Consider the following 24,519-nt stretch of genomic DNA (forward strand, 5'->3'; position numbering starts at 1 on the left):
ATACGCCGACCCTTTCGCATCGCCAAGGACGCCATCGATAATGGCCTCGACCCGATCTTGATGGCATCTTCGTTTGAAATTCGCTCTCCGAGACCCAGAAGAACTGCCGCCTGAACGTGTCGGTGATCTGGAGGCGCGACCTGCATGATCGCGTCTGCGATGATCTTGAAATCGTCCGGAAACGCTTCATGAGAAGTTGCAACGACAACAACACGGGGCACTCTCGTTAGAATTCTCTGGATTGTGCGACCTTCGGCTGTCTTTCGTAAAGCCGGTGTCATCGACAGAACTTCGGTATCGCTGCGACCGAAGTCATCGGAACCGAGTTCCGCCTTTTGGCGGCCGATGTGCTCCACGGCGGCAGCATAGATTTCCAGATCATCTGCAAAGGGAACCACAAGTCCGATGACGACTGGCAGACCTCGGCTTAACTCGTATTGCGTGCGGCAAGCCTTTGCGATCGCGCAGTAGGCGAGAAATCGCGGGATGTTGTTCGGGATATTCATGCGAAGTCGGTTTTTCATGGTCCACCTGACGGATAGAGATGCTACGGCGGGATGTTCTTTCGGGAGCGTCAATCGCGGTTTCGGCGCACGGTGGTGTCGGGATTGATCAGCTCGATATCCAGCTCGATTTCGATAAATCGATGAAGAATCAACGAGGCTAGTCCAGCTATCGGGAGCGTTTCTCTAAAAACCGTCAGGCATTCTGCCACTGACAGCGATCCATGTTCATCGAGCGCTGCAAGCAGGCGTAATCGATCACCGAGTGGCGTGCGCCACTGGGCGTAGCGCAGGAGATCCTTTGCATTCTGAAGTCGAAACCCCGCGTTGATCTCTTGGGCTGTCACGAACTCATGAGGAGTGTTACCAAGCAGGATTTTGATCGAAGCTTGGGGAAGGGGCAGGTTTTCATCTAGAACGTCGACGAAAACCCATCCACTCCGACGCTCGACGAAGAAGTCTGGGATGTGCACGAACCTGCCGTCAGTGAACTCGGATTGGAGGCACGACCACCGGATGACTTCCGCATCTAGGTCCAGCAAGCATCCATAATCGCGTGCCAGTTCTGTTCTGAAGAGAGGTGTGCCAGCGCACCTCACGGTACCTTTAGGCGTGTAACTACGCATGGCAGCTTCGGCACGAGTTTTGTCAAGACTATCGGTGATGTCAGATTCAATGCTCATCGGACGCTCCACTCAAATACGCAACGGATCGGCAGCCGGAAATAACGGCTTCTGTTCGCGATCAGCGTATGAGGTGGAGTGCGAGCTTGTTCATAGTGCAAGAACAAATAGTGAACATTGTGGTTGCTGTCAATACAAAACTTTTGCTTAGAGCAATACCCTCGTCGCTGTCCCATGTATCGAAAGTGAAACGTCGGACGAACGGCGGTTTTGCCTTAAGATGCGCTCAAGGTTTTGGCGGTCTTGAGTGCCTAGACGCATTTTGGGGTAGTACTGCACCTTGTTGTCGACAGTCGACAATTGTTGACACAGAGTAAATTGGCGTACGTCTTAGAGAAAATTTCAGCACAGGGGATAAATCGTCAATGCCGAGGCCGTTCGCTTACCTCCGGCGAGATGTGCGTGTAACATGTTGCCGTAAGTAGCTGATTTTATGCTGTAAAGAGATAGCGCTAGCCACTTGCAGGTTCGGTATCCTTGAAGGATTCACAGATCATTTGCTAGCGCGTTAGGAATAATCAAAATCCTCGGTTACTTACGGGGCAACTTGGGGTAAATTATCCTTTAGACTGGTTTCGACGTTCAGATGCCATACTTCGCACGCTGGATCGTAGATACCCGGGAGGGGAAAGAAGCGATGTATTGTAAGGAAATCTTTCGCGTTCCGCGTAACGATGGGAACGTTGTGAATGATAGCCAAACTCGCAATCGCAAGATCCTGGCCACACTTGGGTTCCTTGGTTCCAGGAGAGGCTACCCAGAGAAATCTCAGTTCGGGAGTCAAAGTCATGCGCGCGTAAAGCTTCGCAGCGTCGGAAACCATGTCTATCGTCACAAATCGTTCGTCTTGCATCAGCCGAACAAACCACCGTTCCAGACTGTCGCTTTTGTCGGGATCCATTCTTCTCAGCCGCTCTACGCCCCGATAGATTTCAAAATACGTGCTGAAAGAAATCATCAGGGATTGAGCGGGTTGGAGGCTGACCCAAGCCTTGAGAGCCCCATGGGCGCTTTGCCGGGACAACTCACTCAGCACATCCGTATCGAGAATGTACATTGCCACCAAAGAACGTTTTGCGGTGGCTTAGTCACGCCGTACGCCGCTATCCCCCAAGAGCGCGGCAATTTAGACAAAGTTGGGTGAAATGACAAGAAACCCTGGCGATCAATGGACGAAAGAGGAGGCGGCTTCAAACTTCGCAGCTCTTTTGGATGTTGTTGAGAAGGAGGGGCCTCAGACAATTGTCGATGGTAATCGAGCGTATGAAGTGCGCATTGTCAAACATGCTTTGGCTTCGCGGGATGACGTATTGGACGAACTTGGCCCACTAAGCGATGACGATCACAGAGTTGCTTTTGGCTCGGACGACGATAAGAGCACTTGAGCGCATCCCTGCTTACGCGATCTTGTTCATTAGCTCGTTTTAGTTGTAGCCTCACACCAATCTCTTGTGGGCAGTTTCATGAAGAATCTTCGCCTCCGATCTGGGCGCTCCGCCCGACATGGCCAAAATCTCCGTCACAACATCCCAATAATGGGCGGTAACTATTGGGATGTTGTGACGGGTTGCCACGGCGGCCTTCATTCCGGTCTAGCTGCCAAATACGGAGATTACAGCGGAACAATGGGCATCGCCGTAAGGTGGTTGGCCAAAGTCATGGTGAAACGCTTTTGAAAAATACGTCAACCACCTAGACGGAATCCGCTAGGAACGATTGCATCCCAATTTTCATCTGCAATATATTCATCAATGTATTGCTCTAGATCCACAATTTCATCATCCGACAATTTTTCAACGTGTTCGACTACTGATGTTGGAGCTTTGCTCAACTTCAAGCCTCTAATCACTCCACGGCGAGCCATGTCGGCCTTGCGCATATCGTTGAAAACCGGAATCATTCGTTCAAGGTTTTTTCTAGTATCTTCATCCATAACTAACTCCCTGATTGCTCGTTGACCTAAGTCGGGCTTGTTGAAGCTGGCGACGACGAGCGCCATCAGAAGCTTGTCACGTTCCTCTGCAACTGACACTTCATTCGATATCCGTTCTGCCGCATGAATAAACAGGCAGAAATCGGTGGCATCCTTTCGAGATAGTCGTAGGATGAGACTGGCTAGGTCGTCGTTTTCCAACTCTGCGGCTCTAATCTGATTCAAATCTATAAACAGATGACGAACATTTCTTTCTACGATTTTTCCATGAACCGTACGTGCACGGCTGGGAGGCATATCATTCCCGGAATAAAGAACGACGAACTCAAGACGCTTATCGGTCGTGAGCAGATTGTTTTCGCGGAACGCTTCTTCGTACATATATGTTCGAAGGAGCATTCCGGTGTTTTCTGTTGACTGATATTCGTACCCGATGATGGTAGAAGATGCGCTGGTTTCGAATATTCCGTCAGATCTCAGATCCTTAAATGGTCTCTTCATGTGTAGCGCTTGTGCGATTCGTCTGGAACTCATGTCGGTTGCCACCGGCTTCATTTCCATGAGTGTATCCGATTCAAGATCGAATGCTCGCTCTGTAATACGTCGGAGCACCCCTGAATGGGGGGCCAGAAGTTTGAAAAACGTATCCCATTGGCGCTGCCAATTCTGCGGGTCGATACCATCTAGTATATTGGTTTTGTGATCCAACCGACTGTCCTATTTGTCTGCGTTGGCTGACGGTCATAACCGATTCGGTTAGGATTCAACGGCTTTTGTGCGCTCCGCAAAAGATACTAGCCGAAAGGACGTCTCTGAGCAAAAAGCATGGTTGGCCCAGTGGCAGTTCTGCTTCACGGGAACTTCCAAAGGTTTCCCTCTGGCACGTATGCCGTAATGCCCTTCAAGGGGGGAGACGCCTCGTCGCATTCATCGGAATCAACGATGCGAAGGCGTATGTCTGCGAGCTGCCCCATGGTCCAAACGCTCGAGGCAGTCGGCCTGATGATGGTCGGCTTAGCCACGTAACGTTGCTGGCACCTGGGCGGACTTCGCAATTGACAAAGAAGGTCCTCAGACAATTGTCGATGGTGATTGAGTGTTTGAGGTTACGTATTTTTAAAAAACATGCTTTGGCTTCGCGTGATGATGTATTGGACGAACTTGGCCCACTAACCGATGATGATCACGGGGTTGCTTTTGGCTCGGACGACGATAAGAGCTCTTGACCGCATCCCACGCGCCCCCATTGATCAAAAGGCGCAAGCTCATCGGTTTTGAAGTCCATTCTTCAGACGTTGGCTGCGGATTTCGTCTGACTGGCCAACAACACGATTGCGCAGCTTGATAAGACCAGCACGTTGTTGCTGCCATTGCGCGGCGTAGACGGTCTTGGATGAAAAGCCGTTTTCATGGTGCTCGTCCCAGTCAAGTGCTTGCTGCATCGCTTCGCTCCAATCCTCGACGTTCCCGGCCGCATACTCATTGATTGGCCGGCCCACCACCTCGGACAGTGAGGCGAAAAACGCTGGATCGCCATCCGCGGGCAGGTCCGGATGGGCCGCAAGATGAAAGCGGTAGCGCAGCTGCCCAGCGTAGAACCAAACGATGGCTTCATCGCGATCTCCGGCAGCAAAGAGCTTGGAGGCAAGAATGTAATATGCGGAAGGATGGCTGGAGGTGATATTATTTTTAAGCTGCGATGGCGTCATCGCGACATAATCATCTTTAGCAGCTTCGCCCTTGCTAACGCCGACAGCCAACCAGATGAAGAGGAACGCGCTCAATAGCACCGCTGACCTGACAGCGACCCGCAAAAGGTTTTTCAGTCCTGCTTTCATACACTTACGCTCGGCGTTTTCGCTTTCAATCGCTTACTCAGTGAGACTAGAGGATGTGGCCCGCGTCTGGCCGGGTGTGAGTCGTTTCATTGTATTCGTAAGATGACTCTACTTGAAAAACCTGTCCGATGTGCAATTTCAAAATTGGGAAGGTTGGTGTGCGTCAATAAAGCTTCCGCTTCTCCAGACGAACTTTGGTCAAATACTGATGCGGCGGCATCCCGAAGGTGAGTGTAAAAGCGCGAATGAAATGGCTGGGCGAAGATTGAACAACCTTAGCCATAGAAAGTATCGTTAGATATTCCGCCAAATTCTGATGAATATACTCACGTATACGCTTCACACGATGTCCGGCCAGCCGCGTTTGAATTGCTGGCGCTGACCTAAGACCATAACGCAATTCTCGATACTCGGACCGTTCGATCTGCCTCGTTCCCATTACGCTTTACCAATTGGTTCCATGTGCACATGAACGCGCCGCATTCTCTGCAATGGACAGGAGACTTTTCATGCAACTCTTCCATAATTCGCATGTAAATGGTCTCACACTCCGGGCAAATTATCGGTTCGGCAAGGTCAATCAAGGGTTCCGACGGGCTCGGCATCACATTCTCCGCAAGATATAACGTTACGCCCGTGGAATCCGGTGTCAATTGGATAAAACTTTAATTACTTCTGCAACTCGGCCATCCGACGCCATCGTGCCTCGATGTGACAAGTGCTAGTCTGAAAGTCTCATATGAAATTGGTTCGCCGATGAACTTTGGCACGATTGTGAAAGCACGACCCCTGCCCGAATGCCAAGAGGATGCAATGTCTGATGATGCACGAAGGCGGTGGCTATGAGATTAAGGCTGATGATTTGACACTCGCGATGGAGGCCAGTCGTGCGTTGCACGCCATGCTTTTACAATATGCCCACGGCCTGTCGGTTCAAGTCGTGTCGACAGCGATCGCAAATTCTCAAGCAAGCGTAATGGCAAGGTTGGCCCGCTGGCTGTTGATGGTCGATGACAGAATGGTCGGCTCAGATTTTCCAATGACCACGATCTATTGGCGATCATGCTCGGAGGCCGAAGACCATGGATATTAGAAATGTTGAATACTTTGGAGGGTCTTGGAGCGGTGAAAGCCACCCGTGGTCACATCACGATTAAGGACCGTGCAGCTTTGATTGAAGCAGCGATGGGCTTCTATGGTGAAGCTGAAGAAGAATACCGACGGCTTCTTCGATCAACACTTACGCTGCCTAGTTCCGATCAAACTCCGCGACGAATACCTTGCAATCACTAGGAGATTGCCAGTGGCGGCAAGCAGTGTTGCGGCTTATCCGGCGGCAAGGAAATGACCGCTACCAACGCTTCAAGTTGCTGAGCGTACCAACCGGGCCGGAATCCTACATCAGCCAAACCTGTCGCGGTCAAACTCAAACGCTGATGGACCGGAGCGGTTCGACCATGAACTACACCAAGGGGATCGAAGGCGCGAGCGATGAGTTCGGCGGTTACGTTCTGATTATTGTCGATAGGCTAGTCTGATATGGTTGCTATGGGAGCAGGTCATTCAACCTTCTTACAGATTGTGAGCGATATTTTCTGTTCAAGCTCTTTCTCCGAAAATGGCTTGGTCAAGACATAATGGGCAGAGAATTTTGCAGGCAAGCCGCTAACGCCATACCCGGTGCTGAAAAGGAATGGAATCTCGCGTTGGCGTAGGATTTCTGCAACTGGAAAGACCGGGGAACCGGCTACATTCACATCCAATACGGCAAGATCGATGTCTGCTGCTGTGGCGATCTCACAGGCCTGGTGAACGTTGGCCGCCGAAAACGCAATCGTGCACCCCAACGCTTCGAGCATATCCTCGATCATCATGGCTACTATGCCTTCGTCCTCTACAATCAACACCCTGACTCCCGACAACCCGCTCATTGGATACGGCCACCGACCGGAATAGCGATGCGGCACTTCAGCCCTGAGGCAGTAAATGCGAGATCAAGCTCACCACCAAGGTCCCGTTCTATACAGCGTTCCATCAGCCGGGTACCGAAGCCCCGGCGGGTCGGTGGCCTAACGGGCGGGCCGCCTTTTTCGATCCATTCGAGGATCAACATCGGTTGCGTCGCGCAGTCCTCTCGCATTCTCCATGACAGGGATATGGAGCCATTGTCCGACGATAACGCTCCATATTTAACCGCGTTCGTCGCAAGCTCGTTGAGGGTCATGGTTAGGCTGAGCGCGGTGCTGGAGGGAATGTCTACAGACGGCCCGCTGATTGAGATTCGCTCGAGTGCTTCACTGGTCAGCGGCGTCAGCACCTCCTTGGCGAATGAATCCAACGGTGTGTCTTCCCAGTGTCGCCTGGTCAAGAGATCGTGTGCACGGGCCAGCGCCAGCAGCCTCGCTTCAAAGCTACGCAGGAATTCATCTAGACCGTCAGCATGTCGTGCAGTTTGCCCGGCCAATGACTGCACTGTTGCGAGTGTGTTCTTGACCCGGTGGTTAAGTTCATCAATCAGAACCTTTTGTCTGCTCTCCGCCTGTTTCCGTTCGGTGATATCAACCAGCATATTTATGGCACCGATCAGATTGCCGTTTTCGTCGTGAAGCGGCGTGGGATAGGGGATGAATGGAACACGCGTACCGTCGGGCCGCTCGGCAATGGCCTCCGCGCCTCGGATCGGTCGGTTTTCCTTCAGCGCCACCGCCATTGGACATTGGTCGTGCGCCAGAGGCGTGCCATCCGGATAGAAGAGTTTCCAAGTAACGCACCACATGTCCCCCGGCTTTGGCGTTCGCCCGGACATCTCCACCGCAGCCTTGTTGTAGAAGGTTATGCGCCCCGCGGTGTCGGTGGTATAAACGGCGGCCGGTAGGGCTTCCAGCAGGTCGCGCATATGTTGTTCACTCGACAGTATCTTGTCTTCCATACGTTGTGCAGCGGTAACGTCCTGTATCACTCTTACGCCATAACGGAAGTGACCCGCATCATCTCGTACCGACGAACTATGGATATCGAGATAGAGCTTCGTTCCGTCAGGCATGCTCGCCTGCTTGCGCAGCGCGTAATTGTCAATCTCGCCGCGAATCTGACGAGCGTAGAGAAAGGCATCCTTATCACGGTCGCCATCAGCGGTGTAATCGAAGAATGTCATTGCCAGAAGCTCCTCGCGGGAGCGCCCGAGCATTTGACACAGCGTGTCGTTAACACGAAGCAAGCGGCCGATAGCATCAGCTTCGGCAATGCCGATGGTTGCTGCTTCATAAGTCGCCGCCAGACGCTCCTCACTATCGCGGCGTACACGTTCCGCTTGATGGAGATCCGTCACATCGGTCGTGAAGCACCGCGTGTTGACGAACTCACCATCCCGGGTCCTGCTGTTGGACGTGATCAGCACGTGCTTTAGGGAGCCGTCCTTTGCATAAAGGCGCGCCGGATAGCGATCGAGTTTCTCGCCCTTCGACAATTTGTGCAAAATGTCGCCAATCACCAGCGCATCAACATGAAACTCGGCAATGTGCCGTCCAATGTACTCCTCTGCCGTATAACCTAACAGATCGAGCTCAGCCCTGTTCGCTCGTAGGATTACACCATCTCCGCCGACAATATGAAGCGCTATCGCGCTGTTCTCAAAAAAATCCTCAAGATCCGCATTTTTTTGGCGAACCTCCTCCTCCGCCGCCTTATGTGCCGAGATGTCCTGGAAGCAGTTGATCGCTCCCTGAATTTCCCCACCTTCGTCCCGGAGTGCTCGAATGTTCACAAGCGCGACAGAACGCGACCCGTCTGGCTTTTCAATGATGACTTCAGCGTTTCGGGTTTCTTTGCCGGCGAGAACGGCTGCCGCCATAGGACAAACATCATGTGCCAGGGGGATTCCGTCAGGCAGGAAGAGAGCATGTGATCCGCAAAAGCGCTCTGGTTTTTCCGTTAGCGCCGGCGTTCTCCCCCAGAGTTCAGCGGCTTCCTTGTTGTAACGCACGAGCCATCCGCCTTGGTCGCAGAGGTAAACTGCTCCAGGTATGGCATCAAGGACGCCCGGCGCGGATGCCTTAAGTACCTCGTATTCGCTCAGGCTGCCTGCCGGGCGCGGGAATTGTTCAATATTGGACATCTGTAACCTTCAACCAGTTGCCGGGTGAATCCTTGGCTTGGCAACTTCCGAAAGCTCAGAAGGCCCGCACTTAAACGATCAACGCCATCTTCCGTTCCATCATAATGCGGAAGTTATCGCAGTGAAGGTGTTGATGGGTGCATATCTTCAAATGTCACGGAGGCTGCTTATTCGGTGTACCACCGCTGTAGCGAGAGTGTTGCCTATTTGACTTCATATTCTACGAGCTTAGTGGCCAATCCTTGCGAGCACCAAACTAAAACTGGCTCGGCAGAAGTGTTTTGAGACCTTGGATGGACGAACACCGTGGCAGAGGCACGTTCAGCTTTATGGAAGCAGCAAAGGAGGACGACATTTTTCGTTGAATTCCCTTTGTGCAACCAACAATTCACTAAAGACGTTATCTGACTCAAAACGTGATTACCTTACCCGAACTTCAGATCTACACGGATGGAAATGCAATCAGTGCGCGGATTGCAACGCTTAAAGCCCAATCGAAATCTAGCCTGACAGGCTTGGTGTTCAGTAATCTGGAGACCGAACAAAAATCCGGTGGCAACGACGTCTACGGCGCTCAAGGCCATTCGGAAAGCGTTGAAAATTGAAATTAGCATTGCTCAATGGCAATCTCGCCCCGGTGACCCCGACCACTCGTAGGGGCTTCCATAAAAATTGGAGCGATGGAAACGCGTTCATTGGCTAAACGTTTAACATCGCTCATGACCAGCATCATGTCTCTACAAATCGAGAGTTATCGACTTCTATGGTTCTGCTGTAGCAAGCTGATGACGCGCGCTGTGTGAGGTTCGGCCCAAAGCCGTGATTGCTCCGACGACCTGTGGTTGAGAATTTTGAGCAACAGGCGAATGATTGCGGTACAGTAGTCCTCTGTCTTTTGGGGAGGACGTTGTTACGTCAAAGGGTCAGATGCCGCGAAAGCCAATGAATCTGATTACGAGACGGGCGCTGTTGTCGGGTGCAGCGACCGGAATATCGGTGCTGGCCTGTCCTGCGATACTGCAGGCTCAGTCCGATGTGCTTCGCTTTGGTTTGACACCTGTGTTTCTGTCCAATGATCTCGATCTTCTTTCCGCCCTGCAAGAATACCTGACAGCAGAGATCGGCATGCCGGTCGAATTGGTGTCGAGGAGAACTTATCAGGAAGTAACTGCACTGCTTGTCTCGGGCCAAATCCATTCCGCGTGGATTTGCGGTTATCCATTTGTGCAGTTCCGTTCGTCGCTGGATCTTGTCGCAACCCCGGTCTGGAACGGCCGTCCGCTTTATCAAGCCTATCTCATCGCGGCGGCTGACAGGAACATCAAGGATTGGAGGGACCTGAAGGATGACATCCACGCATTTTCTGATCCGGATTCAAATTCAGGATATTTGGTTACGGAGGCTTTGCTTGCCGAACACAACCTGCGCAACGATACTTTTTTCGCCCACTCATTCTTTACTTATGGACACCGGAATGTGATCCGCGCTGTTGCGCAGGGGCTTGCGCAGTCGGGCAGTGTGGACGGCTATGTATGGGAGGTCATGCGCAAGCTTGAGCCGGCGCTCGTGGAAAAGACGAGGGTCGTCAGAGCGTCGGAATGGCTGGGATTTCCCCCGGTCGCGTCGCCAAAGCACTTGGCTTCCGACCCTAGAATAGCTCAGTTGAGGGACGCCCTGGTTGGTATGAGTAGCGATCCCAAAGGCATAGCAATCTTGCAGATGCTCCAGTTGGATGCTTTCTCTGTCGAAAAAGAAAAGCTCTTCGATGATATAGCCGCCAAGGTGGCAACTCTGAGATCTGCAACATGAAGGGCCTGGAGCGTTTAAGCACAAGCAGTGTCTCGTTGCGGGTGCCACTGATTGTGGCGTTACTGATGATTATCATCAGTGTGGCAATTTCGGACAGGGTCCTGAATCGCCTGTCTCACATTCAGGAAGAGAATCTTCAAGGGTTGGTGGACAGCTACCTTGATGGCGTCAGTGCCTCCATTATGCCTTCCGTAATGCGTGGTGACATCTGGGAGGTATTCGATGTTCTTGATCGTTCCGGGTCGAACTACGCTTCACTCGACTTGATCGAGACTGTTGTCACCCGAACAAACAGGGAGGTTGTGGCATCCAACGACCCTAAAAGCAGGCCTTCATATTCGCGTCTTCCCGCAGAGTTCCTTCAGCAGTTCGCATTGCCTCGGGTCACCGTCGCCAGTGAAACGATGAAGGGTTTCGCGATGCGCGACCTCATCTATCAAGACAGGCAGGTCGGAAAAATATACGCCGTTCTCGACGTATCAAAGTTAATGGCTGAGCGTCGCAGTGTTCTTTACACGCTGCTGATTACCAACGGGATTTTGGCTTGTGCCTTTGCTGCAGGCGGTTTCTGGATTGTGAGTTTTATGATTAAGCCGATGCGTATCCTCGAGAACCATATGCGGGATTCCTCGGGCGGAATGCTAAGCATGATCGATAGTACACAGATACCAAAAGGTGATCACGAAGTTTCAAGCTTGTTTCACCGTTTCAATGAACTTGTGCAATCGGAACAAGAGCAAAGGCAAATGGCACGGCGGCTGGCAGAAGAGGAAAAACTCGCCAGCCTTGGTCGGCTGTCATCCTCGATGGCCCACGAGATTAACAACCCGCTGGGCGGATTATTCAACGCGATTGATACGCTAAAAACCCATGGAACCAAGCCCGGAGTGAGGGAGGCATCGCTGGCCCTGATTGAACGGGGACTGATCGGAATCAGGGATGTCGTCAAGGCGACGTTGGCCACTTATAAATATGAATGCTCGCCCAGCAGACTTACCCGCGATGATCTGCATGATGTGCACGTGCTGACCATGCCAGAGCTCTCCCGAAAGCGGCAAAAGCTGCTTTGGAAAATTGAGTTCGATGAAACATTCCCGATTGCAGCTGGCCCCATACGTCAGGCTGCACTGAATCTGATGCTCAACGCGATCGCTGCCACGCCGGAGGAGGGTACCGTTGTTTTCGACGTCAAGTCGGCGGCAGACTGTCTGCGTATTGAAGTTGCCGATCAAGGAGGCGGTATGAGCGCGGCTGTCGCATCGACGCTTACGCATTTGGATGGCAGGAATAATGCCGGGCCAGGGCAGGGCATCGGTTTGTGGGTCGTCAGGCAAACCCTGATCGAACTTGACGGGCACGCGACCATCGAACCGCAACCATCCGGGGGCACACTGATACGGTTGGAGTTCTATAGGGAGGGAACGGCAAGCCATGCAAATGCTGCCTGATTCAGCAAAAGTGGGGCTCGTTGAAGACGATCCCATCATGGGCGAGTCAATCGTTCAACGATTGGAACTTGAAGGTTGGAAAGTGACATGGTGGCAAACGGGCAAGGAAGCCATTGCCGCTATCGAAACCGACTCTCTTTCCCTCGATCTGGTGATTTGCGACATCCAATTGCCCGACGTTTCGGGAGAAATGGTATTTCAAAGCCTTTCCAAGACGTCGAGTACTCCGCCTTTCATGTTCATAACGGGCTATGCAGATATCGATCAGGCAGTTCGTTTGATGCAATACGGAGCCGTCGATTTCATGACGAAGCCATTTCTGATGGATGACTTCCTTCAGCGGATCAGCAATGGGCGGCGGCCACGTAAAACATCTGCCAACACCGCACTTGGTGAAAGCCCCGCAATGCAGAACGTTGCGAGCGTTCTTACCCGGTATGCCAGTAACGATCTTCCCGTTCTGATTACGGGCGAAACCGGAGTAGGCAAGGAAGTTGCAGCACGCTATTTGCACGACGCATCCGTTCGGGCATCAGAGCCGTTCGTAGCCGTGAACTGTGCTGCTATCCCGGCGGAGCTGATGGAAAGCGAACTATTCGGTCACGAGAAGGGAGCATTCTCGGGAGCAACGCAAAGACATTTGGGCTATGCCGAGCGCGCTGGAAGGGGCACTCTTTTCCTCGATGAGATCGGCGACATGCCTCCGGCCCTTCAGGTTAAGTTTCTGCGCTTGATCGAGCAAAAGTCATTCACGCGCGTTGGAGGAGAAACAACGGTAGGCTTCAATGCCCGCATTGTCTCTGCCACACATCAGAACCTGAGTGCCAAATCTCCGACGCACCATTTTCGTGATGATCTGTATTTTCGTATTTCAGTTCTCCCCGTTGAGATTCCACCGCTTCGTGAGCGCCACGGCGACATTCTCAACCTGATGGATTACTTCCTGACCGACTTCACCCAAAGGACCGAAAGTAACATCCGTGGTTTCAGCAGCCTGGCAGAAGATGCGGCTGCCCATTACGCTTGGCCCGGCAACGTGCGGGAACTGCGCAATCGCGTTGAAAGAGCAGCCACGTTGGCACGAGGCGACAAGATAATGCCATCTGATCTCTTCCCCGAAGATGGAAATCTTGGAATGTCTGATGGATTCGCACCCTTGGCTGACGTCCGCGACGCCGCCGAAAAGCGTCAAATCCAGCGCGCGCTCCTCGAGACAGATGGACAAATCGCAAAAGCAGCCGATCTGTTGGCGATTTCAAGGACGACGCTGTGGGAGAAGATGTCGCGTTTCGGTATGGCTCCAAAAGACCGTTCGGGAAACTGAACGCCAAACGCCAGCGCGTTCGAGATTCCGAACGTGCGGTCATCGCTGAAACGTTCCAAACTTCTATAACACCGCGCGTTCTATACTAGCAAAGCAGTTGGCACGGCTCTTGCTCCTTAACTGTCAGTCAAACGGTTCTGGAGGGAAGAATGTCACGTTGCAGTAAAATGGTAGACATCGGTCGGCGGCAATTTCTCAGGGGCAGCGGGTATGCTGTCGCAGGCGCTGCGGTAGCGGTTTCCATACCCGTCGAATCTCAGGCGGCCATTGCGCCAAACAGCGGATCGGCTCGTGTTGAATACCCATCCAACAGGCTCGGAAACATCAAAGATCTGGTCGTGAACGAACCTTTGGATGTGGCATACCCGGATGACGAAGCTCCGGGCGTGATCCTGAAACTTGGAAAGAAAGTTTCAGGCGGTGCCGGGCCGGACGGTGACATTGTCGGATATTCAGTCACATGCCCGCACAAGGGTTTCCCTCTCACTTACTCCGCAGACAAGCGGACATTCAATTGCCCGGGCCATTATTCGGTGTTCGATCCCGAAGCGGGAGGGCAGCAGATCTGGGGCCAATCCACCTCAAACCTTCCACAATATGCCCTGCGCATCGACGACAAGGGCGACATCTATGCCGAAGGATTGGATGAACTGCTGTACGGCCGTTTGAGCAACGTTCTCTAGGAGGAAGACATCATGGCATTCAAGAGCCAAATCGATCGCTTGCCAATCATCCCGGCGGACGCGAAAAAGCACAACGTCACATGTCATTATTGCATCGTCGGCTGCGGCTACCACGCATATTCGTGGCCTGTGAACAAACAGGGCGGCACAGATCCGTCAAAGAACGTTTTTGGGGTAAATCTGGCCGAACAGCAGGCCGCAGAGACCGATGCCTGGTACGCGCCGTCGATGTACAACATCGTTCAGCAGAACGGTGAGGACGTACATATTGTCATCAAACCGGACCATGAGTGCGAGGTGAACTCCGGCCTTGGGTCGGTACGCGGCGCACGCATGGGCGAAACGAGGTTCAGCAGGTCCAGAGGCACCCAGCAGCAACGTCTGACGACACCAATGGTCTGGCGCTACGGTCAAATGCAGCCGACCACATGGGACGATGCGCTTGATCTTGTCGCCCGGGTAACTGCTGCCGTTATCAAGAAACAGGGCGAAGACGGTCTTTTTGTCTCGGTCTTTGATCATGGCGGTTCAGGCGGCGGCTACGAAAATACCTGGGGCACAGGCAAGCTCTATTTTGAATCCATGAAGGTCAAGAATATCCGCATCCACAATCGGCCCGCATACAATTCCGAAGTACATGCCACCCGTGATATGGGCGTTGGCGAGTTGAACAATTGCTACGAGGACGCGGAACTAGCGGATACCATCGTGTCCGTCGGCAATAATCCGTTGGAAACCCAGACCAACTATTTCCTCAATCACTGGATTCCCAATATTCGCGGCACATCGCTGGACAAGAAGAAGGCCCAATTGCCTAATGAACCCCACGCACAGGCCCGCGTTATCTTCGTCGATCCGCGCCGTACTGTTTCAGTCAATGCCTGCGAGGCGGAAGGCGGAACAGAAAACGTTATACATCTCGCCATCAACTCCGGAACGGACATGGTCCTGTTCAACGCATGGCTTACCTATATCGCCGAGCAGGGCTGGACGGACAAGGATTTCATTGCCAAGTCCACCAGCGGTTTCGATGATGCGGTGAAACTCAACAAGACAACGTTGGAAGAAGCTGCCTCCATAACGGGCCTGAGCGTCGATCAGATCAAGCAGTCGGCGGCATGGATTGCCGAACCCAAGGAAGGCAAACGCCGTCGCACGATGTTTGCTTATGAAAAGGGGTTGATCTGGGGCAATGACAACTACCGCACCAATGCCGCTTTGGTGAATGTGGCCCTGGCAACGGGCAACGTCGGCCGCGAAGGTGGCGGTTGCGTGCGCATGGGTGGTCATCAGGAGGGGTATGTCCGTCCTTCTGACGCTCATGTCGGACGCCCTGCGGCCTATGTCGACAAACTCCTGATCGAGGGCAAGGGTGGTGTTCATCACATCTGGGCCTGCGATCACTACAAGACGACGATCAATGCCCACGAGTTCAACCGCGTCTATAAAAAGCGTACCGATCTGGTCAAGGATGCTATGAACAGCGTTCCTTACGGCGATCGCGATGCTCTCGTGCAAGCGATCGTCAATGCGATCGATGCGGGCGGCTTGTTCTCTGTCGACGTCGATATCATCCCTTCGAAAATCGGAGCGGCCAGTCATGTTTGGCTTCCGGCCGCAGAGTCGGGTGAGATGAACCTGACATCGATGAACGGTGAGCGGAGAATGCGGCTTGTTGAGCGTTATATGGATCCGCCTGGCGTTTCCAAGCCCGATTGTCTGATCGCTGCAGGTCTTGCCCAGAATCTCGAGCGGGTTTTCCGCGATATGGGTGACGCGAAATATGCTGACCAGTTCAAGGGCTATGATTGGAAGACAGAAGAAGACGCCTTCATGGACGGTTACAACAAGAATGCCGGAGGCGGTGAATTCGTCACTTATGATCGCCTGCGTGCCATGGGTAACAATGGCTTTCAGGAACCCGCGACGGCATTCGAAGATGGAAAGATAGTCGGAACGAAGCGTCTCTACACCGACGGAAAATTCGGCACGAAGGATGGAAAGGCGACTTTCCTGGAGGCCAAATGGCGCGGTTTGCAGGCTCCCGGTAAAGAGGAACAGAAGAAAAACAACAAGTTCCTGATCAACAACGGGCGCGCGAATCTCGTCTGGCAAAGCGCGTTTCTCGACCAGGAGAATGACTTCGTCATGGACCGCTGGCCCTATCCCTTCATCGATATGAGTCCGGAAGATATGAAGGCGCTCAATCTTGGCAATGGCGATCTCGTGGAAATCTACAATGAGAGCGGGTCGACACAGGCCATCGTGTATCCTACGCCGTCCGCCCGAAAGGGCGAAACCTTCATGCTGTTCGGTTTCCCGACGGGCGTTCAAGGCAATGTCATCAATGCGGGTACGAATGAGCTGATGTTGCCGAACTACAAGCAAACTTGGGCGAATATCCGCAAGATTTCGGATGCGCCTGAAAGCGTCAAACATCTCTCGTTCAAATCAAAAGAATATTCCGCATCGTAAACACCAACGCGCGCTTCCAATGTCAGGGAGCGCGCGTTTCTGTGCCTTAACGCAGTTTTCTACCTGGAGTCTGTAATGAAGGATTTTGGTTTCGCTATCGCAATCATATCCACTTTAGTTCTGTTTGGTCCCGCTCAGGCACTGGATGCCACAGCGGGTGCCACGGTGTTCAAGAAGTGCACCGCCTGCCATACAGTCGAAGAGGGGAAAAACAAGGTCGGACCTTCGCTGCACAATATCGTCGGTCGCAAGGCAGGAACGGTGGAAGGTTACCAGTACTCGTCCGCAATGAAAGATGCCGGAGCCGCTGGCATGGTTTGGGATGAGGCGACAATCGAGGCTTATCTTGTCGATCCCAAGGGTAAGGTAAAAGGCACGAAGATGGCCTTTGCCGGATTGAAGAAGCCCGAGGACATCAAGAATCTGTTCGCCTATCTGCAAACGGTCAGCCAATAATCGGAGCTGAAATGGATCAAATTCCCGAGGTTGTGGCGGATCGAGGAAAGGAAGCTGATTGTTATGCGGGATCGAAAGACTCCGCCATCGGCTTTAACGATGCGGTCGCTGCGGCCGTCGCGATGGCCACCCCGATTGATCGGTGTCAGCATATCGCCATCGGGAAGGCGCGATTGAGGGTGTGTTCCGCGGATGTGCTTGCACCGATACATAGTCCGCCCTTTGACAATGCGGCAATGGATGGCTTTGCCGTAACGTGGTCTTCTTTGAAGGGTCCGGGACCATGGTCAATTCCGGTCTCGGCGACGGTCGCCGCGGGAGATAATGCGTCACTGGCCAAATGTTCAGGTGGGACCGTCCGGATATTTACGGGTGCACCAATGCCGGAAGGCTTTGATACGGTTGTTCGGCAGGAAGACTGCAATGTCACCAGCGATTGCGTGATCATAACCAGGCAGCCTGAACCCGGTGCCAATGTACGTCGTGCTGGTGAGGACGTTGCGGTTGGCCAGCTCATTGCCAACAAAGGCGACATTCTCACAACCAACAAAATCGCCTTGCTGGCGTCACTCGGCATCGCAGAGATCAATGTGTATGACCGCTTGCGCGTTGGTTTGCTGACGACTGGCAATGAACTCGTCGATCCGGGGCAAGCACGGGCAGGCTCCCAAATCTATAATTCGAACAAGTTCATGATATCGGCTTACCTTGACGAACCATGGGTGCAGATTGTCGATCTTGGCCACGTCAAAGACGACAAACGGCTTATCTCGGAGCGAATCCGGGATGCCCTTTCACATTGCGATATCCTGCTGACGACAGGCGGAGCATCAGCAGGTGGCGAAGACCATGTGACCGCAGCTTTTGTGGAGAATGACGGCGAACTTCATATCAAGAAGGTGGCGATGCGGCCTGGAAAGCCGTTGAAAATGGGAATTGTGCGCAATGTGGTTTTTGCGGCATTGCCGGGAAATCCTTATGCCGCTGCCATCACCTTCAGGGAAATCGTCTTGCCAGCTTTGCGTCGGCGTTCCGGCATGAATCGCCTGCATTCACCGCTCGACGTCGGCCTAGCTGCATTCCAATATTCCAAGCAGAAGGGACGGTCCGAATTCATCCCTGTCAGTGTTGCCGGGCGAGATCAGTTCAATCGACCTCTATTGCGCATGTTGGAAAGAGGCTCGGCTGGAAGACTTTTCCCTTTGTCGATCGCCGACGGGGTAGCCATGCTTGGCGAAGAGATGGTGAATATCGTTGAAGGCGAATCTCTTAGCTTTCTGCCCTTTCACCCTGGCTGACCAGGCGGATCATCTTAGACCGATAAGGCACCAAGTGTTTTCTTGACGATATTTGTCAGGCTGTCGGCGAGTTCTGCCCTCGCGCCTGACGCCCGTGTGAGCACGAGCGGTGTTTCGCCAAGGTGCGGAAGTTCCGGATTAGTCAACAGCCTGATGCTCTCGGTCAAAGAGCTCCTCGGCAGTACACCGACGGCAATCCCCGCCGATATCGCGGCACGAACCCCTGCAACACTTTCGCTGGTGCAGACGATTTCGTAATCAAGTCCAGACGCATCGAGCAAATCGAGGCAGCGTTGCCTCCACCAACACGCCTTGTCAAAAAGCGCCACCTGCAACGGCTTTCGGGTTTCAACTTCATGGTATGCAGATCCTGCCCAAACAGCAGCCTCCTGGTGCACGACAGCGTCTTCAGATGTGACATCAGCCGGAGAGTGTAGGGCGATATCCAAGTCACCCCGTTCAATCGCAGCCCGGAATCCGGCACTTGAACTGCACCACAAGAGAATTCGCGCGCCGGGATGTTCTTTTGCGAATTCGGTGAGGATCAGCGGAAGCAGGGTATCGCCGTACTCTTCAGGTATCCCAAGTCGTATCTCGCTTCTGGCCTTCACTTGGCGCATGGCAATGACAGCTTGGTCGAGAGTTTCCACAACTTGTCGTGCGATGGACAATAACTGTTCGCCTCTCGCGGTCAGCGAGACCCCACGGCCATGTCGTTCGAACAACTGTTGCCCGACTGTTTCCTCCAATTTCCGCACTTGAAGGCTTATCGCGGACTGCGTTCGAAACAGGCGGCTGGCCCCGCCACTGACGCTGCCTGCTTTGGCCACTGCCAAAAAACTGCGCAAGAGCTCGCTGTCAAGTTGAGGATTAAACCTATCGTTTGCACTCATATCTCCTATTTATACTATTCGTTATCTTCATGGAAGCGGTGGATTTATGCTCGGTGTCGAAAGGGAGTCGTTATGATCATCGCACTGCCAAAATTTCAACGACCACTGTTGTGGGCAACGATCGCCGTAGTCCCTGTCGCGGCAGCCGTTGCATGGCCGGCAACGGCTCAAGAAACATTGCGCTTCGTATTGGGCAGCTTTGTCGAGGTGGCCCCAACTATTGCGATCGGGCTTGTATTGTCGGCTTGGGTTGCAGCGAGTGGGGCGGGCGCTGTCGCCGCGCATTGGTTTAAAGGACGCCCTGCCGCCACGATTGTCATTGCTTCCGCGATAGGTGCCGCTACGCCCGTTTGCGGGGTAACGGTTCTCCCGCTCATGGCCGGACTGCTTGCATCTGGCGTTCCTCTCGCTCCCATCATGGCATTTTGGCTTTCCTCGCCTGTCACCGATCCGGCGATGTTCGCTGTGACTTGGGCGGTGCTCGGCCCGGCCTTTGCCATCGGCAAGACCGTCGCTGCGTTCGCTCTCGGAGTCTTTGCAGGATCCGGAACCGCACTGTTAACTGGCACAGACATGGTGCAAAAACCGCCCCGCCAATCCTGGAGGGCAAAAACTGACCTGTGCTCTGCTGAAACCCCGAAAGATTTTTCATTTCGCATCTGGGAATATCCAGACCGGATGCGGTTGTTCCGGGCCGACCTGCTCTCAATGACGAAGCTGATAACCTTGTGCCTGACGTTCGCATTCTCGGCTGAATATGTGATGCGGGATCTTTTGTCGCCGCATCTATTGGCCAACTATGTCGGCGCGGATTCCAACTACGCAATTCCACTCACTGTCATGGTGGGAGCCCCCATGTATCTCGACGGCTATGCGGCATTGCCTCTGGTGCGTGGACTTCTTGATCTTGGCATGTCGCCAGGCGCTGCAATGGCTTTTCTCGTTTCGGGTGGTGCGGTCAGTATATGGGGTGTCATGGCGGTGGCCGCTGTACTAAGGTTTTCGACCATTATCCTGTTCGTATCGCTGGCAATGACTGGGTCCTTGGCAATCGGATATGCCTTTGCCAAAATCTGGTTGTTGCTGCCGTGAGGGATAATTTGATCCGGTGTGTCGTTTCGCATCTCAGTCGCGTGATCCAAATTCGACGGAGAGCCAAATCGGAGCGGCGGTTGTCTACGTTGGACGATCACCTGCTTGAAGACCTCGGGCTTTCGCGTGAGCAGGCGATTAAAATTGAACATTGTCAAAACAAATGAACGGCGAGGGGGTCCGAGCAGGATTCAGGATAGTTGCCGGAGCCATGCTCGGTGCATAGGACGATCGATGGCTGCGAAAGATACCACAGCCATAAAACCAAGTGCCGCCGTTATGGCCAATGCCGTCCCCGCGCCAAGATGCTGCATCATAAATGCGAACACGAAGGGCGCAGCGGCGGTCGCAACCAGTCGGATTGCGGTAGCCTTGCCGACGCGTTGTCCGTAACCATTGCTGCCAAAGAGCGCCAGTGGCAGAGTGCCCTGTACAATACTGGCAAGACCGGCCCCCAAACCAAAGATGACGGCAAATGCAAGAGCCCCTGGAACCCATGAGCCGCTCAGCAACAGGACGCCAACCGACACTGGTACGAGCAGCCCTGATATCAGTGCCAAACCCAGTGGTTGAATGCGGTTGCCGCTCAACATGCTGAAAAGTCGGCTGGCTACCTGAGCAGGGCCGAACAGGGTACCGATCAGCACGCTTGCACTGCCAAGCCCCAATCCAGTCAGCAAGGGCAACATGTGAATCAGGATAGCCGCGTCGACAAAACTCACGAGGGCAAGGCCTGCAGACATCAATACAAAGCCGGATTGCCTGCGTTCTGTGGGAAGGATTCCTTCAACAGAGTGCTTTGTTGCTACCTCAATTAACCCTGCATCCGCCGAACTCGCAGACAGTCGCGCCAGCCAAATATGAATCGGCAGACATAGGGCGAGATGGAAAGCGGCAAAGACGAAATACACTTTCTGCCAAGACAGGGTCGCATGGAGCGCTGACGTCAAGGGCCAGAAAATTGTCGAGGCGAACCCGGCGATAAGGGTGAGGTAGGTGATTGTTCGTGGTGCGGTGACAGGATTGATCTGTACCAGCAAAGCGAAGGCTGCGTTGTAGAGGACGAATGTCGATGCGAGTTCAATCGTCATCAACCCCGCAGCGAAAGCAATCGGTCCCGGGGCAAGCGCACACGCAATGAGTGCGATGGCCGCCCCGACTGATCCCCAAGCCATTACTTTTCCCGCTCCGTGGCGATCTATCCGGCTGCCTGCCAGGGGCGCGGCTAATCCCCCTGCGAGAAGCGAGATGGAAAAGACGCCAAACACCCACTCCTGTGACCAGCCGAAATCTGCAGCCATCGATGCGGCCAATGCACTGAAGCTATAATAAAGAGTGCCGTAGCCGATGATCTGAGTCAGGCCGAGAGCGGCGACCACAAAAAGGTCCCGATGAGATGATGCTGACATTCAAGAACCTTTTGGTCCAACGAGTGACGATTTCAGGCAGTGCAGGTTTCAGCGCAGTTTTTCTCAATGGGATCACATTGTCCCTGGCAGCAGTCCTTCATCAGGAATTCGATCAATCCGGAGAGTGCAGGATAGACGGCGCTGTAGATAATCGATCGCGCCTTGCGTCGTGACTGGATCAAACCGGCACGTTCCAGATGGCTCAAATGAAACGAGATCTTGGAGGATGATGCTCCCATCGCGTCGCCAACTGCGCCTGCAGGCATTCCGTCGGGTCCGGCAGTCACAAGCAGACGCACAATCCTCAGCCGGGTGTCCTGTGAAAGCGATGCAAAAGCATCGAGGGCTTGCAATTCATTCATAATTACCTCAATATCTCAAAAGATGTTGAAATAAGACTATACGATCATGAACTCTATTACCAGCCCTATACTCATAGATTTTCACGGCGACGCATCGCTCCAGGCGGTGCTCGCAGCTCGCCGACGAGGCGGCATGTTGTGAACCCTCCGCGAAGCCAGGATGCCTGTGCTTATGGAATGCGTTGATTGTTCCTTTACGGATCGCGCAGCGGTTCGGGTTCTCCCCCGCGTCTAAAAATGCGGCATCCCGCGCCGACTGCAGTTTCATAAAGGGGATGGTCTTTTTGAATGTCTGCCCACTTTGAATGCACGTCGCCGACGGTCAGGCAGGTTTCCCGCCGGGCGTCAGCGTGAGCCATGTTGTCTATATAGCGGTCAGCCAGCGCCATACAGTTCCGGAAATATAGTGAATTTTGGCTGAAGTTCTGCTGGACCGGAACGCTGTCACTCAGGCCAAGCAGGAGTTGTGCACACGCCTCGATCAATGTCGCGTTGCTGGGCAGTTCCGAAATGAAGATCTCGTGTTCTGACGTGGCAAACCCCTGCATACGGTAGTTTGCAGGGATGCACTTCACGAAAGGTCTGGGAACGCCGGCATCGTCGAAAATGCGATGGATGAGTTCCTTTGCCCGTGCGAAAGAAATCTGTCTGCGCACAAGCCCTGCGCGATCCTGCCAAGCGGAAGCGATTTGCACAACCAGATCAGTTTCCTCCAATATCTTGTCCATGCTTCCCTGATCGGTTCAGTCAGTGGCCAGTCTATGTCTAACGCAAGATGTGTTTCAAAGACGCGAGTATAACAGTTCTGTAAAACTCTGATGACGGTTCCGATTACAACTTCAGTCACGTGGAAGGGGCAGGCTGAAGCCAAAATTTCAAAGAAGGCAATTCCCCACTATAAATCACTTGAGCGCGCTGTTCTCCAGGAATGTGTCAGGTGAAAAAAGTCACGAAGCGGAAATTTCGATAATGTTTTCAGCGGATTGGTTCTTACCAGCACTCGGCTTGCCCGGCATTACATGAACGTCACACCATTGTTGCGAAATTTTTGTAAATAGGTTTTGAACTTACAGGGTCTCAGCGGGGATTTTATTCATGAGAAGACGCCTGACTGCAGCAAACTTCTCTGCAAGCTCCACCACAGCTTGGTTTGAATTGAACTGAGTCCCGGTCGGAATCGCGCCGGACAGTTTGACGCCGCACCCTCCAAGATACTTACTCTTAATCAGAGTATCGCTGCGGAAATCAGCGTGTTCGGGTGCAACCTAAATCCCCCTGTGACAGATTGACAAGGAATTATCACATCGATATATCCCGATATATGGAAAAAGAACCGACTATAGAAGTTTTTTCGGCGTTGGCCCAAACAACCAGAATGGACGCTTTCAGGCTCGTCGTCATGCACGAGCCTGACGGGATTCCGGCAGGTGAAATCTCGCGAATGCTGAGTGTTCCGCAAAACACGATGTCGACCCATCTCGGCATTTTATCGAGGGCGGGCCTCATCAATGCCGAACGCCAAAGCCGATCAATTATCTATCGTGCAGATTTTGAAAGGCTCCGTGAGGCAATTGGCTTCCTCTTGAAAGACTGTTGCGCAGGTCATCCCGGACTCTGCCAGGCGTTGCTCGCCGATATCGTTCCCTGTTGTCCACCCAAGGAGACTCTCAATGGCTGACCAAGTTTATAACGTACTTTTCCTCTGCACGGGGAACTCAGCGCGATCCATTTTGGCCGAATCCATTCTCAATGTTGAAGGGAAGGGGCGGTTCAGGGCATTTTCCGCCGGCAGCCACCCGAAGGGCCAAGTTCACCCCTTGGCCTTGAAGGTTCTTGACGCGTTCGGCTATCCGTCGGAAGGCTTCCGATCGAAAGACTGGGAGGAATTTGCCGGACCGGGTGCTCCCGAGATGGACTTTGTTTTCACTGTTTGCGACAACGCCGCAGGCGAAACCTGCCCGGTCTGGCCAGGCCAACCTATGACTGCACATTGGGGAATTGAAGACCCTGCTGCTGTCGAGGGCACGGAGATAGAGAAGGAAAGAGCGTTTTCAACCGCCGCCCGTTATTTGAAGAACAGGATATCGGCATTTTTGAACCTTCCCATGCAATCAATAGATAATCTTTCACTGCATGCGAAACTGCAGGAAATCGGCCGCCTTGAAGGCTCATCAACTGCCAGAACGGACGTTGCGTAAT

General features: G+C 53.2%; 26 protein-coding genes. 15 read left to right on the plus strand and 11 right to left on the minus strand.

Features of this window, described 5'->3' with window-relative positions:
- Positions 1 to 574: 574 nt before the first annotated feature.
- Both ACYJL1_RS09490 and ACYJL1_RS09495 read right to left on the minus strand, forming a co-directional pair.
- Positions 575 to 1,186, minus strand: a complete 612-nt coding sequence (locus ACYJL1_RS09490) for a hypothetical protein (RefSeq protein ID WP_460895182.1) — start codon at positions 1,184 to 1,186, stop codon at positions 575 to 577.
- 535 nt (positions 1,187 to 1,721) lie between these two features.
- Positions 1,722 to 2,243 carry a PIN domain-containing protein gene (locus tag ACYJL1_RS09495; RefSeq protein WP_460895183.1) on the minus strand — a complete coding sequence of 174 codons (522 nt, stop codon included), beginning with the start codon at positions 2,241 to 2,243 and terminating at the stop codon, positions 1,722 to 1,724.
- An 88-nt stretch (positions 2,244 to 2,331) separates the two neighbouring features.
- On the opposite strand from ACYJL1_RS09495, the gene ACYJL1_RS09500 reads away from it, so the two are divergent.
- Positions 2,332 to 2,571: a hypothetical protein gene (locus ACYJL1_RS09500; protein WP_460895184.1), complete on the plus strand. Its 240-nt coding sequence runs from the start codon at positions 2,332 to 2,334 to the stop codon at positions 2,569 to 2,571.
- Between the two features lie 299 nt (positions 2,572 to 2,870).
- Here the strand turns inward: ACYJL1_RS09500 and ACYJL1_RS09505 are convergent, their stop codons facing one another.
- The 3 genes from ACYJL1_RS09505 to ACYJL1_RS09515 form a co-directional block, all read right to left on the minus strand.
- On the minus strand, positions 2,871 to 3,827 hold the full coding sequence (locus ACYJL1_RS09505; protein WP_460895185.1) for a hypothetical protein: 957 nt from the start codon (positions 3,825 to 3,827) through the stop codon (positions 2,871 to 2,873).
- A gap of 557 nt (positions 3,828 to 4,384) precedes the next feature.
- Positions 4,385 to 4,957, minus strand: a complete 573-nt coding sequence (locus tag ACYJL1_RS09510) for a hypothetical protein (protein ID WP_460895186.1) — start codon at positions 4,955 to 4,957, stop codon at positions 4,385 to 4,387.
- Positions 4,958 to 5,120: 163 nt separating this feature from the next.
- A complete protein-coding gene (locus ACYJL1_RS09515) occupies positions 5,121 to 5,396 on the minus strand; it encodes an AraC family transcriptional regulator (RefSeq protein WP_460895187.1) in 276 nt (91 codons plus the stop codon).
- A gap of 381 nt (positions 5,397 to 5,777) precedes the next feature.
- Between ACYJL1_RS09515 and ACYJL1_RS09520 the strand changes: the two genes are divergently transcribed.
- The 3 genes from ACYJL1_RS09520 to ACYJL1_RS09530 are packed head-to-tail and all read left to right on the plus strand — an operon-like array spanning position 5,778 to position 6,495.
- Positions 5,778 to 6,050 carry a hypothetical protein gene (locus ACYJL1_RS09520; RefSeq protein WP_460895188.1) on the plus strand — a complete coding sequence of 91 codons (273 nt, stop codon included), beginning with the start codon at positions 5,778 to 5,780 and terminating at the stop codon, positions 6,048 to 6,050.
- The gene (locus tag ACYJL1_RS09525; RefSeq protein ID WP_460895189.1) at positions 6,020 to 6,250 is read left to right on the plus strand and encodes a hypothetical protein; all 231 of its coding nucleotides are present in this window, start codon (positions 6,020 to 6,022) and stop codon (positions 6,248 to 6,250) included. Before ACYJL1_RS09520 ends, ACYJL1_RS09525 begins: the two co-directional genes overlap by 31 nt.
- A gap of 23 nt (positions 6,251 to 6,273) precedes the next feature.
- On the plus strand, positions 6,274 to 6,495 hold the full coding sequence (locus ACYJL1_RS09530) for a hypothetical protein (RefSeq protein WP_460895190.1): 222 nt from the start codon (positions 6,274 to 6,276) through the stop codon (positions 6,493 to 6,495).
- Between the two features lie 21 nt (positions 6,496 to 6,516).
- Here ACYJL1_RS09530 and ACYJL1_RS09535 read toward each other — a convergent pair whose 3' ends face one another.
- Together ACYJL1_RS09535 and ACYJL1_RS09540 are read right to left on the minus strand one after the other, a co-directional pair.
- The gene (locus tag ACYJL1_RS09535; RefSeq protein WP_460895191.1) at positions 6,517 to 6,864 is read right to left on the minus strand and encodes a response regulator; all 348 of its coding nucleotides are present in this window, start codon (positions 6,862 to 6,864) and stop codon (positions 6,517 to 6,519) included.
- A 20-nt stretch (positions 6,865 to 6,884) separates the two neighbouring features.
- Complete coding sequence (locus ACYJL1_RS09540; RefSeq protein ID WP_460895192.1) at positions 6,885 to 9,071, minus strand: PAS domain-containing sensor histidine kinase; 2,187 nt, start codon at positions 9,069 to 9,071, stop codon at positions 6,885 to 6,887.
- Between the two features lie 942 nt (positions 9,072 to 10,013).
- Between ACYJL1_RS09540 and ACYJL1_RS09545 the strand changes: the two genes are divergently transcribed.
- From ACYJL1_RS09545 to ACYJL1_RS09575, 7 genes are all read left to right on the plus strand, one after another.
- The gene (locus ACYJL1_RS09545; protein ID WP_460895193.1) at positions 10,014 to 10,880 is read left to right on the plus strand and encodes a substrate-binding domain-containing protein; all 867 of its coding nucleotides are present in this window, start codon (positions 10,014 to 10,016) and stop codon (positions 10,878 to 10,880) included.
- A 65-nt stretch (positions 10,881 to 10,945) separates the two neighbouring features.
- Positions 10,946 to 12,328, plus strand: a complete 1,383-nt coding sequence (locus ACYJL1_RS09550; protein ID WP_460895194.1) for a sensor histidine kinase — start codon at positions 10,946 to 10,948, stop codon at positions 12,326 to 12,328.
- Entirely contained in the window at positions 12,312 to 13,652 is a 1,341-nt protein-coding gene (locus ACYJL1_RS09555; protein ID WP_460895195.1) for a sigma-54-dependent transcriptional regulator, read from the plus strand. The genes ACYJL1_RS09550 and ACYJL1_RS09555 overlap by 17 nt, the downstream gene beginning before the upstream one ends.
- A gap of 149 nt (positions 13,653 to 13,801) precedes the next feature.
- Positions 13,802 to 14,335: an arsenate reductase (azurin) small subunit gene (locus tag ACYJL1_RS09560; RefSeq protein ID WP_460895196.1), complete on the plus strand. Its 534-nt coding sequence runs from the start codon at positions 13,802 to 13,804 to the stop codon at positions 14,333 to 14,335.
- Positions 14,336 to 14,347: 12 nt separating this feature from the next.
- Complete coding sequence (locus tag ACYJL1_RS09565; RefSeq protein ID WP_460895197.1) at positions 14,348 to 16,810, plus strand: arsenate reductase (azurin) large subunit; 2,463 nt, start codon at positions 14,348 to 14,350, stop codon at positions 16,808 to 16,810.
- 75 nt (positions 16,811 to 16,885) lie between these two features.
- A complete protein-coding gene (locus tag ACYJL1_RS09570) occupies positions 16,886 to 17,266 on the plus strand; it encodes a c-type cytochrome (protein WP_460895198.1) in 381 nt (126 codons plus the stop codon).
- An 11-nt stretch (positions 17,267 to 17,277) separates the two neighbouring features.
- Positions 17,278 to 18,564 carry a molybdopterin molybdotransferase MoeA gene (locus tag ACYJL1_RS09575; RefSeq protein ID WP_460895199.1) on the plus strand — a complete coding sequence of 429 codons (1,287 nt, stop codon included), beginning with the start codon at positions 17,278 to 17,280 and terminating at the stop codon, positions 18,562 to 18,564.
- Positions 18,565 to 18,578: 14 nt separating this feature from the next.
- On the opposite strand, the gene ACYJL1_RS09580 is transcribed toward ACYJL1_RS09575, so the two are convergent.
- Positions 18,579 to 19,457, minus strand: coding sequence for a LysR family transcriptional regulator (locus tag ACYJL1_RS09580; RefSeq protein ID WP_460895200.1), 879 nt, complete (start codon positions 19,455 to 19,457; stop codon positions 18,579 to 18,581).
- 72 nt (positions 19,458 to 19,529) lie between these two features.
- Here ACYJL1_RS09580 and ACYJL1_RS09585 point away from each other — a divergent pair, with 72 nt between their 5' ends.
- Positions 19,530 to 20,549 carry a permease gene (locus tag ACYJL1_RS09585; protein ID WP_460895201.1) on the plus strand — a complete coding sequence of 340 codons (1,020 nt, stop codon included), beginning with the start codon at positions 19,530 to 19,532 and terminating at the stop codon, positions 20,547 to 20,549.
- 41 nt (positions 20,550 to 20,590) lie between these two features.
- Entirely contained in the window at positions 20,591 to 20,716 is a 126-nt protein-coding gene (locus ACYJL1_RS09590) for a DUF1127 domain-containing protein (RefSeq protein WP_460897995.1), read from the plus strand.
- 24 nt (positions 20,717 to 20,740) lie between these two features.
- Here the strand turns inward: ACYJL1_RS09590 and arsK are convergent, their stop codons facing one another.
- The 3 genes from arsK to ACYJL1_RS09605 form a co-directional block, all read right to left on the minus strand.
- On the minus strand, positions 20,741 to 21,958 hold the full coding sequence (gene arsK, locus ACYJL1_RS09595) for an arsenite efflux MFS transporter ArsK (RefSeq protein WP_460895202.1): 1,218 nt from the start codon (positions 21,956 to 21,958) through the stop codon (positions 20,741 to 20,743).
- Between the two features lie 32 nt (positions 21,959 to 21,990).
- Positions 21,991 to 22,320 carry an ArsR/SmtB family transcription factor gene (locus tag ACYJL1_RS09600; protein WP_460895203.1) on the minus strand — a complete coding sequence of 110 codons (330 nt, stop codon included), beginning with the start codon at positions 22,318 to 22,320 and terminating at the stop codon, positions 21,991 to 21,993.
- A gap of 194 nt (positions 22,321 to 22,514) precedes the next feature.
- Complete coding sequence (locus ACYJL1_RS09605; RefSeq protein WP_460895204.1) at positions 22,515 to 23,048, minus strand: hypothetical protein; 534 nt, start codon at positions 23,046 to 23,048, stop codon at positions 22,515 to 22,517.
- A gap of 593 nt (positions 23,049 to 23,641) precedes the next feature.
- Here ACYJL1_RS09605 and ACYJL1_RS09610 point away from each other — a divergent pair.
- Both ACYJL1_RS09610 and ACYJL1_RS09615 read left to right on the plus strand, forming a co-directional pair.
- On the plus strand, positions 23,642 to 23,998 hold the full coding sequence (locus ACYJL1_RS09610; RefSeq protein WP_460895205.1) for an ArsR/SmtB family transcription factor: 357 nt from the start codon (positions 23,642 to 23,644) through the stop codon (positions 23,996 to 23,998).
- Positions 23,991 to 24,518, plus strand: coding sequence for an arsenate reductase ArsC (locus ACYJL1_RS09615; protein ID WP_460895206.1), 528 nt, complete (start codon positions 23,991 to 23,993; stop codon positions 24,516 to 24,518). The genes ACYJL1_RS09610 and ACYJL1_RS09615 overlap by 8 nt, the downstream gene beginning before the upstream one ends.
- Position 24,519 lies beyond the last annotated feature (1 nt).

The organism is Phyllobacterium sp. K27, assembly GCF_054796155.1.